The organism is Prevotella sp. 20925_1_30, from assembly GCF_041433025.1.
Taxonomy (GTDB): Bacteria; Bacteroidota; Bacteroidia; order Bacteroidales; family Bacteroidaceae; genus Prevotella; species Prevotella vespertina.
The window spans coordinates 25037-44078 of record NZ_JAPWAR010000021.1; the positions used below are offsets into that span (position 1 = coordinate 25037).

A 19042-nucleotide genomic window follows, 5' to 3' on the forward strand; every position below is an offset into this window, starting at 1 on the left:
GTACAAAGGTAACAATAAATCACATATAAGGCAAGTATTTCTTACCATAATATTAACCAAAATCCCTGCCCTTCAAGATGATAAGGCAGGGATGAATATAAGTTTAATAAGCTATAAGCTATTGCTCCTTACGCTTGCTTAATGAGCTGAATTGCAAAGCCACCACTCTTTGCCATGTGTAGTTTCAATACACTATCATGGTTCACAACAAGCTGTTCGATGGTCATTGGATAAGGGTTCTTGTCATACTCGGCATCAGGTCCATCCTTATAGATAATAGCCTTATAAGTTGTACCTGGTGCTAGGAAATCGAGTTTAAGACTGATGTCTCTAGCGTTCTCATCGGTCATTCCACCCACAAACCAGTCCTGATTATCACGGTTCTGACGTGCAGTAACGATGTACTTACCAATCTCTGCCATTGGGATAACCGTCTTCTGCCAGTTAGAAGGCATTGCTTCAATGAAGGTGAAGGCTGGTTGATCCTTGTAATTCTCAATCTCGTCAGCAGCCATCTGCCATGGAGTGTAGATGACAACATACTCGGCAAGCTGTTTAGCAAGCGTTGTGTGTGGATGAGTATGCGTATAAACCTGTCCTTCGAGCTTGAAGATACCAGGCGTGAAGTCGATTGGTCCAGCTAATTGACGTGTGAATGGGAGCACACAAAGATGGTAAGGTGGGTTGCCACCAGCGCCATCCCAAGCATTCCACTCTTGTCCTCTCACACCCTCACTAGCGATGAGGTTGGGGTAAGTACGTTGTAGACCAGTTGGCATAGCAGGCTCATGATTGACCACCATGATGTGGTGTCGGGCTGCAGCCTCAATCACTTTGCGATAATGACGCACACCATATTGCGAGTGTTGAAGCTCCTTGTTGTCCATAACCTTATTCACATAGCCTGTCTTAATAGCCTTAATTCCCATCTTCTCATAGAGAGAGAAGGCTGCTTCAAGCTGTTCCTCATAGTTCTTTGCAGCACCACCTGTCTCGTTATGAGCAATCAGTGAGACTCCTTTCGACAATGCGTACTTCTGCAAACCATCGAAGTCATAGTCTGGATAAGGCTTTGTGAAGTTGAATTTATCACCTTCCTTGCCCCAGTCGTTCTCCCATCCATAGTTCCAACCTTCTACTAGTACGCCTTTAAAACCATGCTCGGCAGCAAAGTCGATATAGCGTTTTGTATTCTCAGTTGTGGCTCCATGCTTTGGACCAATACCCCATGTGGCATGTTGCATGTGGTAAGTCCACCACACACCAACGTACTTTCCTGTTGTAATCCACGATGTATCCTTAATCTTACAAGGGTCATTAAGGTTCAACATGACGCGGTTTGTTATCAAACCACCCACATGGTCTTCTACTGATAACATACGCCAAGGAGAGACGAAAGGTGCTTTTGCACGCACCAAGTCGCCATTTGACCATGGTACTAACTCTGCCTTCAATCGCACATAACCCTCTTTTGCCTCTATCGGCTTGACATTTAATGAAGAGTAATCGGTCAGGTTCGCTTCATGTAACATCATATAAAGGTCTGGCTTAGCCTCTATTGTAACAGGTGTACACACCTTCTGCTTCTTACTCAATGGTGCTTTCGTCCAAAGTCCCTCATAGTAATCGGCATCAAAAGGCAATGTCCATGCCTCAGGGTCACCTTTGAAACAGAACTCTGTGAGCTCATCTGTGATAATGAAGTCGCTTAGGTTCTTCTGTTGTGGGAATACATAACGGAAGCCCATACCATCATCAAAGACACGGAAGACAATGGTCAGCTGGCGTTGAAGTCCTTTCTTCTGTGCTAACTTCATCGTCAATTCGTTATAATGATTGCGTACATCATCTTCTTCTCCCCATGGTTGATGCCACGTTTCATCCTTAGTTGCACGTGAGAAACCTATGAGTCGGAAGTCATTAGACAAGTCGCCATCCTTCAACTTCAACCCAAGTGCCGAACGAAGAAGTATCTCCTCTTTCCCACGATTCAATGAGTAATAAGGACGACCCGCATTATCTACACCAGTCGTCAGCGTAATGTTACCTGATGGTGAACTCACCATTGCTTCCTGCTTAGCCACCATTGCCATTGGCAACAGCGATAAACAGACTGCTAAAATGAAGTGTTTTAAAATCTTAGTTTTCATTTATTGAGATATTAATTACCTTATCTTTTTCTATTCAAAGTGCCGATGATAGCCTTTGCTTCATCCATTTTCAGTTGCACAAGGGCATTATATGCTTCCTTAACCTTAGGATTGTTAGGTTCGGCAACACGTGCTTTATACCATTGATAGATAACTTCGAGGTCGGAAACTGTATACTTCACGCCTGTAAACTTCTGCAACATTTCGAGGTACTTGTAGCCATATTCCAATGTAGGCTCTATCGTTGTACCCTCTCCGTAATCGTTCCATGTACTAATCTGAAGGTACTTTAAGCCTGCGTTCTTGGCTGCATCTAGCTGGCGTTGGAACAACTTTCCACCCTCAGCATCGTATGTTGTATAACCATTACTGCCCTCACCTTCTTTATAATAGTCATGGAATCCAGGCATAGCACCACCCACAAAGCACTTATAGTTCTTAGCTATAGCATAGTTCGGATTGGCATTTACCCATGTATAGACGCCTTGCGCATTGTCAGAATAGCTTGTATTATTAACGCTGCTGAGCTTTCCATCTAATACAAGGAACATCGGTTTTGTGGTCAAGATAGAAAAGACACGATACCAATCCTTCGGTGATTCCATCGTAATTGGACCAAAATTGAGCAGAAGTGGACGCCCATCTACCTTCACATAACTATCATCCTTGAAGAATGTCTCTGCCAAATAGCGCATATCCTGACGAGCTGTTCCTACCCTATCAGACGCTCCGTCCAATGTACGATCCTCATAGACGACACTCATCTTGAGCCCTGCTCGCTTCAAAGCACGGAACAATGCCTCTGTATTCGACTTGTGTTGAGCAATAGAATTATCGCTATTTACACCATACCAATCGACCATTACACCATCAAGACCTGCATATTTCATCAACAAACATTGATAGTCTAGCACTGCCTCATCGCCACTTGCATACGGACCAATCTGTGGATAATAGTGCGAAGCAATCTCTCTTTTATCATTACCAACCATCTTGTTAGGGTCACAATTCTTCATTGTCCAGTGATAACCCCACTTACCTGCATTCTGCGGATTGGACGTTGTTGTCTCAAACCATGGCATGTAATGAGCATAAACCTGCATACTATTAGTCTTCTGGACAGCTAATGGCATCACTTGATGCGCCTCTTGCCTTCCATCCACCTTCTTGGGTGCACCCTCATAACTATCTGCACAAGATGTAAATAAGAGTCCAGCAGTAGCTGCTAAAGTAAGTATTGACTTTAAATCCATATCTTTTTATTCATTATCCATTATGTAATAAGTAATACTGAGATACGTTAAAAGTTATCCTGCCCCTCAACATGTATCGTTAAAAAGAGGAACAAAATTAAACAAAAAAATCATTTTCTCTTATCTAAAAATAACTTTTAACTATCTCATAACGCTATTCTCTTAAATGCTTAAAACACTCTCTTATCATGGTTAAAACACTTGATTCTATCGCTAGAAACAACTGATTAAAAGAATAAAGAGATTGTTCTCACTAAGAAAATAATCTATTTTTGTATCCTTTTTAGTTTAATTTATTTCTATTTTTAATCTATTTTTCAATTATAAAGAAACTCTTTTCCATGATAAGGCAATAAGTTTAGACTCATTAATAAGCCTCATTACTCACAAAAAAGAGCCTTTATAAGATAATTAAGAGCATGAAAAAGCTCCATTTATAAGTATATATTACGATAGAAAACCATCTTGCTTTTCATCCTTATTATATACTTATAATGGAGCTTTCAACGCTTTTTACTGTTGTGAACTATAACCTGGATTCTGCTTCAAATTAGGATTCTTGTTCAGTTCCTCTTGTGGGATAGGATAGATACCAGTGTGATGATCGGCTGGATCAGCTGGTTTCTCCCACCATGCTTGATAGTAGGTACCAAAGCGAATGTTGGTTGTTCGACGAAGATTCTCAAATACAAACTCATGCTTCCACTCGGTATCTAAGTCCTCAAGTGTCAATGTTGTAAGATCGTTGAGACCTGCACGTTTGCGAATCTGATTGATATATGTGAGGGCTGTTGGGGTATAGCCGAGGCGGAAATTACACTCTGCTTGCATCATTAAGATTTCTGCATAACGCATAAGAACCCAATCATTATCACGCTCCCAAGAGTCAGTTGCACTCCACTCATACTTATTTAAACGTGCACCAGCATTCTTCGCTGCATCCGTGAAATTGTCTATTTCTTCAGTATAGTTCAATGGTGAACCATCGTCCATCAATACTTCTGAACCATCTTTAGCACTATACTGCTGACCAATTAACAGACATTGGCGACGAACATCCTTCTCATCAAATGAAGAATAAAGCCCTGGCTGTGCACAAATACCATTACCACACCACTGGTAAACACCAGCTGGATCGAAGGCTAACTTCTGATTGTAATGATAGGTCATACTAGCTAAGTAGTTACCAACAGTACCTTGTTTATGGTCATAAGGAATAGAGAAGATAATTTCAGGAGACTTCTCATTTTGGATGGCGAAACTGGCTTTATAGTTAGGAGTTAAGCTATATCCTTGAACCTTACTACATGCATCCAAGCAATCTTGCCAACGCGGAGTTCCTGTGTAAACTTCAGCATTTAGATAGAGACGAGCCAACAAGGTATTAGCCACATTCTGCGTAAACTTAGCATAAGTAGTACCTGATGGAAGTATTGGAAGTATATCCTTAAGCTCCTTCTCTATAAATGCAAAGACATCCTTACGAGGCGAGTTTGCAGGCAACTCCTTCTGTGTGAAGTCGGTCACGATAGGCACATTTCCAAAACAATCAAGCAAGTTGTAGTAGTAATAAGCACGTAGACCGCGTAGCTCAGCCTCAACTTTTTGCTTGTCTTCAGTGCTTAATCCACTTTGTTCTACTTGATGAATAATAGCGTTAATCTTCGATACTCCGGTGAAGTTATAACGCCATACTGAAAGGATGCCCGTGTTCTTTACGTCCCAATTATGACGCTGGAACTGCTGGTAACGACCGCCATCGAACCAGTCAGTACCACGTGTTGGAATACAAGCCTCATCGCTTGAACACTCCTGAGTAAAGAACACGTACTCACAAGTTGGATAACAAATAACACCTGCACCTTCGGGTGTGTTAGCTCCATAACCACGTAATGTGGCATACGCACCACCGACTATAGTAGCCACTTCTGATGATGTCTTTCCATAGTTGTCTTGCGATACTTTATCATAAAGATGTTCGTTTAGATCGGTGCAAGAAGATAGTGCCAAGAGAAGACCTAAGCCTAAGCATGCCTTCTTAGGGAGCATATTTGATATATTGAAATTCAATCGTTTCATAATAGATAGAATCTTTTAAAGTTAGAATTTACGATGAACTTAGAAGCCAACGTTCAATCCGATAGAGAAAGTACGTGGTCGTGGATAACTATTGAAGAAGTCTATACCTGGTGAGTTAAGTACGTTGTCTGGTACACTAACCTCTGGATCAATACCCTTATAACCTGTTATACAGAAGAGATTCTCGCCTGTTACATAGAAACGTAGACGAGTGAGACCTAGCTTCTTGAGGCTGTTCAATGGTAGAGAATAACCTAATGTTATAGCTTGAAGACGGAAGAAATCACCCTTCTCTATGAAGTAATCAGAGAAAGTTGGATTATCAGTTATACCACTAGTCATGAAGTCGTCAAGTGTATTCTGTGATGGGAAACGCGTTGGATCATATAATACCATACGACTAACATTCAGTACTTTCTGTCCGAACATACCATAGGCTGCAACGCTAGCATCGAAGTTCTTCCATGTAGCATTTAGACTTAAACCAATGTTCCACTTAGGCATTGCTGAACCAAGATAACCTTCCTTCACTTTACCATCAGCATCTTTTTCAAGCATATATTTGCCATCTTCAGAGATACCTTGGCAATGTGGTCCCCAGAAAGCACCAGCTGGATAACCTTCTTTAATTACTTGTGAATAGATGTTAGACATACCACGTACACTATGCAAAGGTCCTGCCTGCAAACCAACAGCTTGATATTGATCATTTGACAACTTGGTTATCTCTTGCTTATTATACGACAGAGACATGTTTGCATCAAGTGTCCAATCCTTTGTACGAACAGCTTTGTAACCTAGAGTTAACTCAAATCCTTTGTTCACTAAGTCACCAACATTAGCTAACATAGTACCAACGAGATATGGAGGTTGTGGCACTGGATAGGTCCAAAGAAGGTCTGATGTCTTTTTATAGTACAATTCTAAAGTACCATTCAACTTATTGAATACAGAGAAGTCAACACCTAGGTTCCATTGAGCAGTAGATTCCCACTTAAGATCAGGGTTAGGGTTTTGAATCTGTGTGTAGGAGTTCTTCCATGTATTAGTTGCTCCATCGTAATAAGCAGAACCTGCTGCCGAAAGAATAGAGAGCGACTTATATTCACCAATACCATTCTGGTTACCAGTTACACCAAAGCCTGCACGAAGTTTCAAATTGTCTAACCATTCACGAGTTGATGCCATAAAAGGCTCTTCAGAGATACGCCATGCAAACGAAACAGAGGGGAATACACCCCATTTATGGTTCTCACCGAAACGTGAAGAACCATCACGACGTAAGGTTGCTGTAAGCATGTAACGATCAAGAAGACTATAATTAACACGTCCAAAGAACGATATTAGCTTAGAACCTCCTTTATAAGAACCGGCGTCACCTTGCCTATAATCACTACCAGCACCTAGGTTATTATAACCGAAAGCATCAGAGTCATAACCAGAACGAGTAGCACTGAAACCCTCATAGATATTATCAAGATAAGAGTAACCACCCATCAGATTTAAGTGGTGAATATCAGCAAACTTCTTATCATAAGTTAGGTAAAGTTCAAGCTGCTTATTGGTATAATCATCATAAAGACGTTGACCCCAACCTTTCTCACTCTGCCCTTCCATGCGCGCATAAGTTGGTTTATAAAGACCTGACTTAACGGAATTAAACTCATAAGAAGTATTCATTGTCGCAGAGAGACCATCGATAATCTGTAATTCAGCTTTCATATATCCAAGGAAGCGATGACGCTTTCGGTCCTCTGTACGATGATTATTTAATTCAACTGGATTCTCCGTGTTTGTACCATTCAATTGGGCGTAGGTTCCATCTGAATTATATACAGGGAACGTAGGTTGAAGATTAATCATTCGCTCGAATATTCGACTATCGATTGGATGCCAACTATCGAAGTTTGTATTGATACCTTCATCTAGTCTTAGATGTCCATTAAGCCCTGTTTGATATGCAGACAATGAACCTGCAAGCCTGTTCATAGTGTTAGTTTTGATTACACCTTCATTATTATTATAGGTGAAACTAGCACGATATCCATGATTTTTCTTCGATGATGAGAAGTTGATATTATGACTATGTGAGACAGCTGTACGCATTAATTCATCCTGCCAATCAGTGCTAGCTCCAAAGTCCAAAGCACTCATATTACCAGTAGAACGTACATAGCTTCGCCATTGATTAGCCGATAATACATCTAGTTTGCGAGCTGCTGAAGCAAAGGCAACATAGCCATTATATTGGATAGTATTTACTTCTGTATCTGTTCCTTGACGATTAGTTGTAATGATGATAACACCATTTGCACCACGAGAACCATATATTGCTGCCGCTGATGCATCCTTGAGAATGTCCATACTAACAATCTCTGACGATTGAACAGAGTTGATATCAACACCAGGAATACCATCAACTACAACCAAAGGACCATTGCTTGCAGACAAAGATGTACCGCCACGTAAGCGAATTGATGCTCCTGATTCTACAGCACCAGAACTTTGTACGATAGAAAGACCTGCTACTTTACCTTGTAATAATTGTTCTGTAGAGGTAATAACACCTTGTTTCATGTCCTTAGAACTAACAGATGCTATAGCACCAGTTAGGTCGCTCTTACGCATCTTACCATAACCAACGCCAACAACAGTCACCTCATCAAGTTTCTTAGCATCCTCTTCCAATACAACCTTCAAGTCTTTTGCGGCTTGAACCTTACGTGTTGTATACCCAATATAGGATACTTCGAGCATGTCACCTTGCTTACATTCAATACTAAACTTACCATCAAGGTCAGTTATAGCACCTACTTTACCACCTACAACACTTACAGAAGCACCGATAAGTGGCTCTTTCTCTGAATCGACAACACTACCACTAACTGTGATATTTTGTGCCGATACATTGCTACAGAACAACATCATCATAAAGAGGATGAGCCCCAATAGTTTATTTTGAAATGTTAGTTTCATAGAATTTAATGCTTTTATGGATTGATAAAGATAGGAGAGAATCCCTCTCCCATCACCTTATTTAATCAGCTACAACAAGTGGTATAGTTGATTCAACAACCACTCTATCATGCTGTTCCTTGATAGTTAATTTCAATTCAGATGCTTTAACGCCTTCTAACTCCTTATTAAGATCAAGTGTTACCTCACGCTTGTCACGAACACCAGACATAGTTCCTGTAAGAGTCTTAGAGCCTGCTACGATTGTATACTTTAAATCTCCAGATGTTCGTTCATTGTATTCACGGGTCAAAGTAAGGATATCCTTTGCACTTACTCGTGTAGGGAAATAAGAGAACATAGGGTCTGGATAAGGTGCAGCAGAACCTGCCTTTTGCTTTTGATCACCACTATTTACACCCCACTGATTAGCTCCATTAGCATCTTTAATCACCTTAATTATAATATAATTCATGTTTTCAAGTTGGAAACTAGCCTTCTGATCAGGATCAGCAAGGATTGTTGGCTTATCAGCTTGACCTGCATCTTGAGGGTTATAAGCATAATACTCACTAGGTATTCCAACGTTCCAAGCATAGAGACCATTAGAGAGTTTCTTCAAACCAGCCTTCTTTAATACAGCAGGACGCCATACATCAAGTGTTTGTTGCACGGTCCAATCATTTAAAGCTGAGTGTACACCAAATTGAACGAAATCAGCATCTTTAGCCAACTCTGTCAATGTCTTATCACCTAACTTATACACATCAGGGTTGAAAAGGACTGTCAATGGCTCATCCAAAGTGAACTTTTCTGTTAAACCAGTAGACTTCTTACCACTAAAGAAGGTTATACCTGCACCTGACTTCTTGAAGTTTGCAAACTCTAAACGGCTGTCGGGAGCAGCAAAAACACCTGACCATAGACTTCCATCTTTCGTCTTCAAGCGTTGCCAAAAGCCTGGCCATTCAGCGTCTTCGAACTTTGATACATCACAATGGAAGTATTGTGTTGGTATCATTGTCTTCTTATAAATGTTGTTACCAACGTACTCCAATTTGGCAAAATCCGAAGAGTTACCACCATGACCAGCATCTGGCTCTGTTGGTTGCCATGCCCATAAATAGAGATCAACCCCTTCTTGAAAGCCCACATCTGTCATATCATAATAGAACGTAACTTCCTCATCTGCAGTGAAGACTGCTGGTACTGTCCAACACTTAGGAGCCGTACTTAATTCCGTACCTTGACCAAATAAAACCAAAGGGAACAAGCACATCAATGCTAAAAATATCTTTTTCATAGCCAAATCACTTTACAGCTTGCGTTAAATTATACGTATATGAAACAAAAGACTGTCCGTTTGTCTTACGAGTCAAACGATATTCAAGAGTCTTAGTATTACCCGGTACAGCTGTTACCGTGAGAGATGTTTCTGCTTTACCATCGTTAAGAATCAGATTACTAGCTGTATTGTCACTCTTTGTGAAGTTATAATCCATCTTCCACGTACCGCTGGTTGGCAGTAGTGCAGGTGCATTACCTTCAACAGAGAAAGTGGTTGCATTACCCGCTTCATCTTGGTTAAGATTAATAACAAACGTGTCAAAGTCGAGTAGATTTGTTAGTGTCTTTGTTCGCGCGTTAGTTTCATCAGTCTGCATAACTGAGTTCACAACCCACTTACTACCAATCTTCTCGGTCAGTGTAATGGGTGCTGTATAACTGCCATCATCAACTGTTGAGCATCCTAGGAACGTCATCGTTGAAGATAGTAGTAACACTGCACCAAGCAAATTACTTGTGATTTTCCTCATAGTGAACCATGTTTTTAGTTATTTAAAATATATTCTTTTGTTCTTATTCTTTATTCGCAAAGATAGTGATGATTTCACATTTAATAAATAAAACTGCTTATTATATAAACAGAAAATGATTTTATCAATTATCAACAAGCTGATTATCAAGTATTATCAATTATCTTTTTCGTTGGTAAATATAATCAAAATATTAGGCTTATAATGCCTTTATAATAAAGAAGTAACTATTTTTCAACTACAAAATAAGCTTTTTAAAACATTCAAATAGGAACTAATAGCACTTACACTAAACCTCTTTAAGCATAAGACTATGCTCTTTAGAAGTATTGTGAAAGCACCATTACAATAAAAGAAAAGCCTACTATATCTTCATGATATAGCCTTCAAACTTATCATTGTCTATGTGAGAACGATTCTTGACACGTGTTTTATAAGTATTAATGGTATGAACTGAGTAATTAAGGAATGTTGCTATACGTTCAGAGTCAGTAATTCCTAAACGAATAAGAGCGAAGATTCGCATCTCTGTTGTGAGCTGTTTCGGATCAAGACACTTACTATCCGGATCATCAAAAAGCTCATTGTATTTCTCGATGAAATGTGGGAAAAGCTTCAAAAAAGTCTCATCAAAATCAACGAACATCGACTTTCTTTCTGCTATCAATTCACTCTCTTTGAGTGACGAACGCAAGTCTTCAATTCGGCGAGTCATGAGTTTTCTATCAATGGTACGATAGAGTTTCTCTACCTTATTAATATATTCTGAGTTAATGTAGAATGATCTCCCAATATACTCATCCTTTATTTTGTTTACTTCTTCCAACTGGTTGTTCTTAGTCTCAAGTTGTTTGTTACGTCGATCGATAATTACTTGCGCTTTCTTTAGCTCCATCATTTGCTTACGAATATACCACCACGCCACGAAAAGTCCAATAACAAAAAGGATAAATACCACAGCTGCCACTGCTATTGCATTCCTTTGCCCCTGCATAATATTATATCTATCCCGCTCAATGATGGGCAGAATACTACTTACCTCTATCACTCTCTGTCGTGCCCCATAGAAATTTGCATTCGAAAGTGACTGTCTGACGTATTCAGTTGCATGTTGTATATCACCTTCTTTATAAAGAAGTCTTGCCAAAGTACACAATGCTGTGGTTTCTCTTACAACTCCTTTATTATCATAAATGGCTGCTTGTGCAAGATATTTAATAGCTTTGTTTAAATCCTTTTGGTACAGATAAAGCCATCCAAGACATGAGGTAACAATAGCTTTACTATGTACATCGCCCCCTTTCTGCTCCATATATTGATTAAAGTAATCAAGGGAAGCTGCAAAATTATGCTCCTTCATTTCTTTTATTCCTACCGCATAATACCACTCTGGAGAGTCTTTTTGAATATAATGAAGCAACGAATCAGTATAAACACTACCTTGTTTGATGTATTGACTTTGGTAAGGTTCGGTCTTAGTATAGTCTGAGACATCATAATACAAGCGTGATGCCATCTTAAAATAAAGCTTTCTAGATTGCTGATTGGTTCCTTCAAGACGAATTGTAGCCAACTCATTGAACGCTTCAGTATATAATCCAGCCGAAAGAAGACAGAAGACAATATCACAGCGAGCCTCTAATTCATAATCACAATTCCGTTCTTTAAGAGCTTGTGAGAGTAAATGATTCGCATAAACATAAGCTGAATCGTACTGATAAGATGAATATTGATCAAACAACATACGATTGATTTTAAACTTATCAGCCTGTGATGCTGTTTTCAAATTGCGTTTCAAAGCCTTTATCTCATCAAGTTTTCTTTGCTCATAGACGCTCTTTTGAGATAAACTCGCATCCAACTTATTTAATTCTTCAGACCATTTTCCATCAGAGGCTGAACTTATCAGCGGTAAAGAAAACAGCACACATAATAGATATAGTCTTATTGATGTATTCATCTTAGGTATTCTTTATTAGTAAACCAATAAAAGACATGTCTTTTTATAGCCCACAAATATAAAGATTTTATTAGACAGTAACAAAATTATTGACGCCTTTTTCTAATCTAATTCTTCACTCCTCTCCTTCCTTATAATAATAGGTGTAAATGCTAAAAAAACTTCAATTACAAAGATTATAAGCCTTAATAATAATAATAACAACTCATTATCAACCATTTACATACCATTATCACTCTCTTGAGTACAAATGATTTATTTGTTTCAAAACGTCCAATAAATTATCTTATAACAAGACTTTATACCAATAACAAGGCTTATAATTTACTTTCTTATAATGTATTTTAAATATACTGATTATCAGTTACTTAATAAAATAACCTCCTTTTAATTACCTTATAACCTTTATATTTATAGAAGCACAGCCTTATATAGGCTTTGAGCTTGCGCTTTTTATTGTAATTTTGCCTACAGAAACGATTAGACTAATTTACTCATAAATAAGGTTTTCATGATTTCATAGGTTTAAGTTTATCGTAAGAATAGGTCGAAAGAATTGTAAGTAAAAGTTAGGTTTTGTGTTATTTGAAACACTTCGTTGTGATATTTGGTATATATGTATTTGTTATTTGGGTAATTTTAAATAATGAAATTTTAATTAAACTCACATCACTTTTTAATTAAGCAAAATGGAGTTTGTCGGGAGACAAGCTCCTTTTTGTTTTCCCTCACTTTAGGTTTTATTATCCACATAAGACTCTTCTCCATTCCATATAACGCTTTCTTCCATAACAAGAGAGGCTCTCCTTCATTATAAGAGAGCACTTCTTACATTAGAAGAGAGGCTCTCTTACAATCAACATAAGTGTTTCGAACATCAGAGAAAGGATGATACTATATAAAAAGCGAGAATATCTCATATAAAAGGTAAGACCTTTTTGAGAAACTCTCGCTTAAATCAATAATAACAAGATAAGTTCTTTGTATATCGTAAGGAAAAGATTCCTTTCTTTATTTCACTTCAGCTGTTACAGGACTATTGATTCCCTTCATGGAGGTAAGGAAAGCCTTGGCTGAACCAAACTTTAAGCGCATATCGAGACGAACAGGAATGTGATTCTTATCGTCTGTAACGTAGAAACTTGCTATGTCACGCCACTTTCCATCATCGTATTCCCAATAAGTAAGTTTCAAACAACGATACTTATGACCATTATCCGCCTTTACATCTTCCTTACCATTATATATAATACGTGCAGGATCACGGCTGTTTCCATCTACGATAGGGAAGTTTACAACCTCACCTTTCTTCCAACTCTCAGGATTAAAACTCCTAGCACGAAGGAAAATACTCATCATATCAAAGCAACAATCATCATAAGTGCGTTCTATCCACTTATGTTTCCCTTCACTATTGATACGATGCTGGAGAAGATGACACTTACCATTAGGATAAGAATAGAATACTTCATCCACCGTATAACGCTTTCCCTCTCTTGCGCCCTTGCGATAGTACAATGGTGCCATCTGCTTTGAGTTATAAGCAAGGAGCGTATCACGTAATACAAAGTAATTATCGAGCTTACCATTGCCACGCGTTGTCAACGATGCACGATAAGCCGGTGTACCTTTATAATTAGACGAGACTGTGTACCAGGAAGCCGTTCCTGCCTTTACCCAAATAAACTTCCAATTGTAATAGAGATTGTAAGTTAGATATTCTCCACTGCTGAATGCTGTGTTACGAAACGTGCATTGAGCCGAGACGCGCAGGCTAAGAACAGCCAAGAGACAAACTATATAAATCTTAAAGTGTTTCATCTTAACCAGTTTAAAAGTTCAATTCATATTATATATATTCTTTATTTCTTTTATTGAAAGATAAAGAATGATTTAGTATGATGGGCTGTGGATTGGTGCAGAACTTATCTTCTCTTTTCTTGTTAGATTGCTTATCAACTTGAGAAAGATACTTATTAAAAAGTTATTCGTACTTCTTTTGATTGATACTCAACCTTTATTATGAGTTATCCACACTTTCCACAAGTGGTGCAAAGATAATAAGTTTATATCTTTTTACACTGATAACTTGTGTAAAACTTATCTAAAATGCCGTTAATAACTATGTGGATATCCACTAAGAAGGGGATCTCTACTGAGGGATGTGGATATCCACAGGGTTATAAAAGGGTTATGAAATGTGTTTTCAACATAGTTTTCAACAGTTTTGTGGATAACTTTTCCTACTTATGAGGATTGTGTTTTTAGAAAGATGAGATACGAGGGATTGCTTTTATATACAATCATTCGGGCAAATCAGAATAGCTGACTTGCCCGAATGATAGGTGTAATGAATAAATAAAATAGCTTTTTAAAGGTCGTCGATAAGAGCTGTACTCTTTGCATAGGCCGTACTTCTTGCTTCAAAGAAGTCGGTTTTCACCATATTAGCATTCGAGTATTGCCCCACCCACTTCATGTTTTCTGGTTCTTTCTGATTGTCTGGATAGAGGAAACCAAAGCCCAATCCTGACCAACGAAGGTTACCGAGATAACGAATGTAATCTGATACCATCTGCGAGTTTAGACCCTGCACATCATTTCCAATAACGTATTGTCCCCATGCTATCTCTTGACGTACTCCCTCGCGCATCATATCCTCGTAAACCTTTACCTTTTCTTCGGTGAACATATCAGGTTCCTCCTTCTTTAATTCAAGGATTATGCTTCTGAAGAGCCAGAGATGCGTGTTTTCGTCCCTATTGATGTATCGAATCTCTTGAGCAGAACCTGACATCTTACCATTTCTACTGAGATTATAGAAGAACATAAAGCCGCTATAGAAGTAGATACCTTCGAGGATGAAGTTAGCAATTAAAGTCTTCATCAAGCTGAATTTATCGCGCTTCTCATGGAATTCATTGTAACAATCACCGATGAATTTATTGCGATTTAGCAAGTGTTCGTCCGTTTTCCACTGATAGAGAATGTCGTTTCTTTCCTCTGGAGAGCAGATAGTATCAAGCATATAACTATAACTCTGACTGTGTATGCACTCCTGAAATGCCTGTATATGAAGGCATAGATTCACCTCGTTGGCAGTAATATACTCACTAACAGTTGGCAAGTTATTACTTTGCAAAGAATCGAGGAATACCAAGAAACTAAGAATCTTATCGTATGCTGTTCGTTCGGCTTTATCCAATCGAGGATAATCCTTGAAGTCTTGCGAAAGATTAATCTCTTCGGGAATCCAAAAGTTATTCATTGCCTGACGATACCAATCACTAACCCACGAATACTTCATGTTGTTGAAGTCATTCAGATTGGTTGTATTACCGCCGATCATGCGTCTTAAACGCAAATCCACATCCCCTGAAGGGTTAAACAGGGTGTTTCGTTTTAGTTTATCTTCCATTGCTTTGAGAAGTTATGAATACTTCTTTTTTCTTTATCTATCATTAATAAATACATTTGTCTTCACTCCCTTTCATTCCTTTTCAACCCTACTTACTCCTAAAATATGTAATACTTTTTCATTGATTGATTATACCTTTCAGATGAAACGAACGTACTTTTCATTAAAAACGGAGGTACATTTTACCAAAAACGGATATACGTTTTACTAAAAATGGATATACGTTTTATTAAAAACGAATATACGTTTTTTCTCAATCGATTATACTTTTCATAACACGTTAGCTATTAGACAGTTACAACTGATGGTTGTTTATGACATAAATGCTTGTTTTTATGATGAGAATCATCCGTTAGATACAAATTAAATGTAAGTTATTTTCGGAAAGTTAAGATGCACAACTCTCACATTCCTCCACCTCTAATGACTTACTTCTAACGTAATAAATCGTCTTTACTCCGCTCTTCCAAGCCAATAAGTACAGGTCGAGCACCTGGCGCATGGTGAAGTCGTTGGTGATATATAGGTTCATGCTCTGCGCTTGGTCAATATGACGCTGGCGAACACCAGAAGCCTTTATGCTCCACTTCTGGTTGATTAGATATGCACTCTTATACATCCAGTAAGTTTCGTCAGATAGTTCTGGAGCAACGCGAGGGAGCATACTTCCTTTCTTTTCCTCTAAGAAGAATCGCTTCATAATAGGGTCTAATCCAGCCGTAGTTCCTGCAATGATACTGGTGCTACTGGTTGGTGCAACAGCCAATAGATAAGCATTGCGCATACCCTGTAAAGCCACTGTTTTGCGCACTTCTTTCCACTCATCGCTATCGTAACCACGCTTGTCAAAGTATAGACCTGTTTGCCAGTCGCTACCCTCAAAGTACTGATAACTGCCCTTCTCTTTGGCTAAATTAGAGCTGGCAAGTATCGCCGAACGATTGATAGTTTCGAACACTTTGTCCATAAATTGTAGGTGTTCTTCACTCTCCCACTTTATTCTTCTCTTAGCCAAAGCATGGTGATAACCGCTGATTCCGAGCCCTATTGAGCGATACTTCTGATTAGTTATTTCTGCATAAGGAACGGGATAGAAGTTAAGACTTATCACATTGTCTAAGGCACGAACTATCGTTGCTACCTTCTCTCTCATCTGTTCTTCATCCTCCAAAGGAAGGCGACCTAGAGAAAGACTGGCTAGATTACAAACGACGAACTCACCCGGTTTGGTGGTTGTGACAACAATCGTTTCTCCGTCCTTCGTTTCGATAGTCTTCGATACAGTCTCTATAGGTGCCATGTTCTGCGCAATCTCTGTGCAGAGATTAGAACAGTATATCATGCCCTTGTGGTGATTAGGGTTTGCACGGTTAACTGTATCTCGATTGAATGTGAATGGAGTACCCGTCTCGACTGCAGAACGTAGAACCAATCGGATGATATCTTTGATACTTATCACACGACGCGTGAGTCTTTGGTCGTTGACACAATCGAGATACTTGCGTTCCCACTCCTCTCCGTAACAATCTTCAAGACAATATCCTTTGATGCGCATGATCTCATTTGGACAGAAAAGATACCAATTCTGATCCAAATTCTCATCCGCCATCTTCCAGAAAAGGTCAGGATAACAAACAGCCGGGAAGATGTCATGTGCTTTCATGCGATCGTCTCCGTTATTCGTGCGAAGTTGTAAGAACTCTGGTAAGTCCTTATGCCATACATCCAAGTAAACCGCTACTGCACCTTGACGCATACCCAACTGATCTACCGCAACTGCTGTGTCATTAACAAGTCTCATCCAACGAATTACACCACCAGCAACGCCTTTGAATCCTCTGATATTACCTCCCGTGGCACGCACCTTACCAAAGTACATACCCATACCACCGCCGAATTTGCTTACTTGTGAGAAGTTATCCAAACTGCGATAAATACCATCAAGGCTGTCAGGAACGGTGTCGATGAAGCAACTTGATAGCTGATGATTAGGCTTGCGAGCGTTCGAAAGCGTTGGAGTTGCCATAGTAACTTCTAATTTACTAAGCATGTCATAGATGCGATGAACCCACATGAGGCGGTTCTCTTTCTGCTCTGGCATGGCAAGATGAAGGGCTATACCGAGATACATCTCCTGTACTCTCTCAATGGCTTTACCCGCATAGTTCTTAATGACATAACGCTTTAGAAGAAGATCCAAACCCGAATAGTTCAATAGTTTGTTACGCTCTTCTTTGATAAAGGTAGCCGCTTCATTGATTTCCTCTTCAGTATAGTTCTGTAGGATATATTCACCATATAGACCTTCGGAAGTCATGTATTTCAACTTATTGTAGAAACCATCTATTCCAATTTCATCTTCCTGTTTCTTTATCTTCTGTTCAGCCCTATATGATAAGATGCGAGCCGATATCATCTCCCATGCAGGAGCTTCAGGAGTGGTCAATTCTACGGCAGCTTTGATAAGAGTGTCTATAGCTTCTTTATGCGACATACCTGGTTTGCAAAGGTTAGCAAACTTCTCTTGAAGAGTCACCATACTATATACACGCTCTCGATACTCACGTGCCACGTCTTGCAGAACAGTGGTTAATTCGGTATCATCAGCCATTCGAGCGATATCATTGATAGCCTTTCTCTGCTCGTTGCGTTGGTATCTAAAGAGGATGAAGTTCTTTGCTTCATCATAATGACCATGCATCATGAGATGCTTCTCCACTTGGTTTTGAATCTCTTCAACGGTTCTTTGGTCTGGATTATCAATGATAATCTGTTCAACCTCAGCCACCATTGCGGCTATCTCTTCGTCCTTTATGGTCTTACCAGTGCTGATAAAACTCTTCTTAATGGCTATCGCTATCTTGTTATTATTATATCTTTCCGATTCGCCATTACGCTTTATTATATCCATTGAATCTATTTATAAGTTTTCTATTTTAATCTACTTTTAATCGAATGAACAACGAGTATGTTCTTAATAAACAATTATTTATCAAATAGTTATAATTAATTTGCCATTTTGATATAGGCAAAGTTACCAAAAAAAAACGATAGCGTGTTGTCTATAATGTATAATTTTCAAGTCTTATAGAGTTTTAATAGTTATCTATTTAATGTGTTTCTCGATACTTAAAAAGTTGTTTTTTAAAGCCAATCTATGGCTTGTTTTTATTCTTTATATTGTTGCTTATTGAAGATGTAATTACTTGTCTCCTTTTAATAATGTGCTTCCTTTATTTCTATTAATGCCTGTGTGTAATCGAGATAGAACTTCCCTAAATTGAAGAATACTTCTTCTTATTCTAATAAATAAACTAAAAGAAGAAAGAAAATAGGCAAGAAGAAATATAATAATAGATTAATTTATAAATTAAGAAAGGTTCTCCTCTACCCTATTCGAATGTTCTTAA

At 38.7% G+C, this 19042-nt stretch carries 10 protein-coding genes; all 10 read right to left on the reverse strand.

The genetic code is table 11. The features are described from left to right. Positions 1-128 precede the first annotated feature (128 nt). The 10 genes from O3603_RS09240 to O3603_RS09285 all read right to left on the reverse strand — a co-directional run bounded on the left by O3603_RS09240 (position 129) and on the right by O3603_RS09285 (position 18543). Positions 129-2150, reverse strand: a complete 2022-nt coding sequence (locus O3603_RS09240; RefSeq protein WP_371522387.1) for a glycoside hydrolase family 97 protein — start codon at positions 2148-2150, stop codon at positions 129-131. Between the two features lie 20 nt (positions 2151-2170). Next, positions 2171-3403 carry a glycoside hydrolase family 71/99-like protein gene (locus O3603_RS09245; protein ID WP_314572073.1) on the reverse strand — a complete coding sequence of 411 codons (1233 nt, stop codon included), beginning with the start codon at positions 3401-3403 and terminating at the stop codon, positions 2171-2173. A gap of 513 nt (positions 3404-3916) precedes the next feature. Beyond that, positions 3917-5482 (reverse strand): RagB/SusD family nutrient uptake outer membrane protein, encoded by a 1566-nt coding sequence (locus tag O3603_RS09250; protein ID WP_009434328.1) that lies wholly within the window; start codon positions 5480-5482, stop codon positions 3917-3919. A gap of 39 nt (positions 5483-5521) precedes the next feature. Then, positions 5522-8458, reverse strand: a complete 2937-nt coding sequence (locus O3603_RS09255) for a SusC/RagA family TonB-linked outer membrane protein (protein ID WP_371522390.1) — start codon at positions 8456-8458, stop codon at positions 5522-5524. 61 nt (positions 8459-8519) lie between these two features. Further along, positions 8520-9740 (reverse strand): hypothetical protein, encoded by a 1221-nt coding sequence (locus O3603_RS09260; RefSeq protein ID WP_009434322.1) that lies wholly within the window; start codon positions 9738-9740, stop codon positions 8520-8522. A gap of 7 nt (positions 9741-9747) precedes the next feature. Then, the gene (locus O3603_RS09265) at positions 9748-10254 is read right to left on the reverse strand and encodes a DUF5004 domain-containing protein (RefSeq protein WP_371522392.1); all 507 of its coding nucleotides are present in this window, start codon (positions 10252-10254) and stop codon (positions 9748-9750) included. 364 nt (positions 10255-10618) lie between these two features. Then, positions 10619-12214, reverse strand: coding sequence for a DUF6377 domain-containing protein (locus tag O3603_RS09270; RefSeq protein ID WP_371522394.1), 1596 nt, complete (start codon positions 12212-12214; stop codon positions 10619-10621). 1011 nt (positions 12215-13225) lie between these two features. Continuing rightward, on the reverse strand, positions 13226-14035 hold the full coding sequence (locus O3603_RS09275; protein WP_371522396.1) for a DUF3108 domain-containing protein: 810 nt from the start codon (positions 14033-14035) through the stop codon (positions 13226-13228). Between the two features lie 550 nt (positions 14036-14585). Continuing rightward, a complete protein-coding gene (locus O3603_RS09280) occupies positions 14586-15632 on the reverse strand; it encodes a ribonucleotide-diphosphate reductase subunit beta (RefSeq protein WP_004383091.1) in 1047 nt (348 codons plus the stop codon). 388 nt (positions 15633-16020) lie between these two features. Continuing rightward, positions 16021-18543: a ribonucleoside-diphosphate reductase subunit alpha gene (locus O3603_RS09285; protein WP_314867775.1), complete on the reverse strand. Its 2523-nt coding sequence runs from the start codon at positions 18541-18543 to the stop codon at positions 16021-16023. Between the last annotated feature and the right edge of the window lie 499 nt (positions 18544-19042).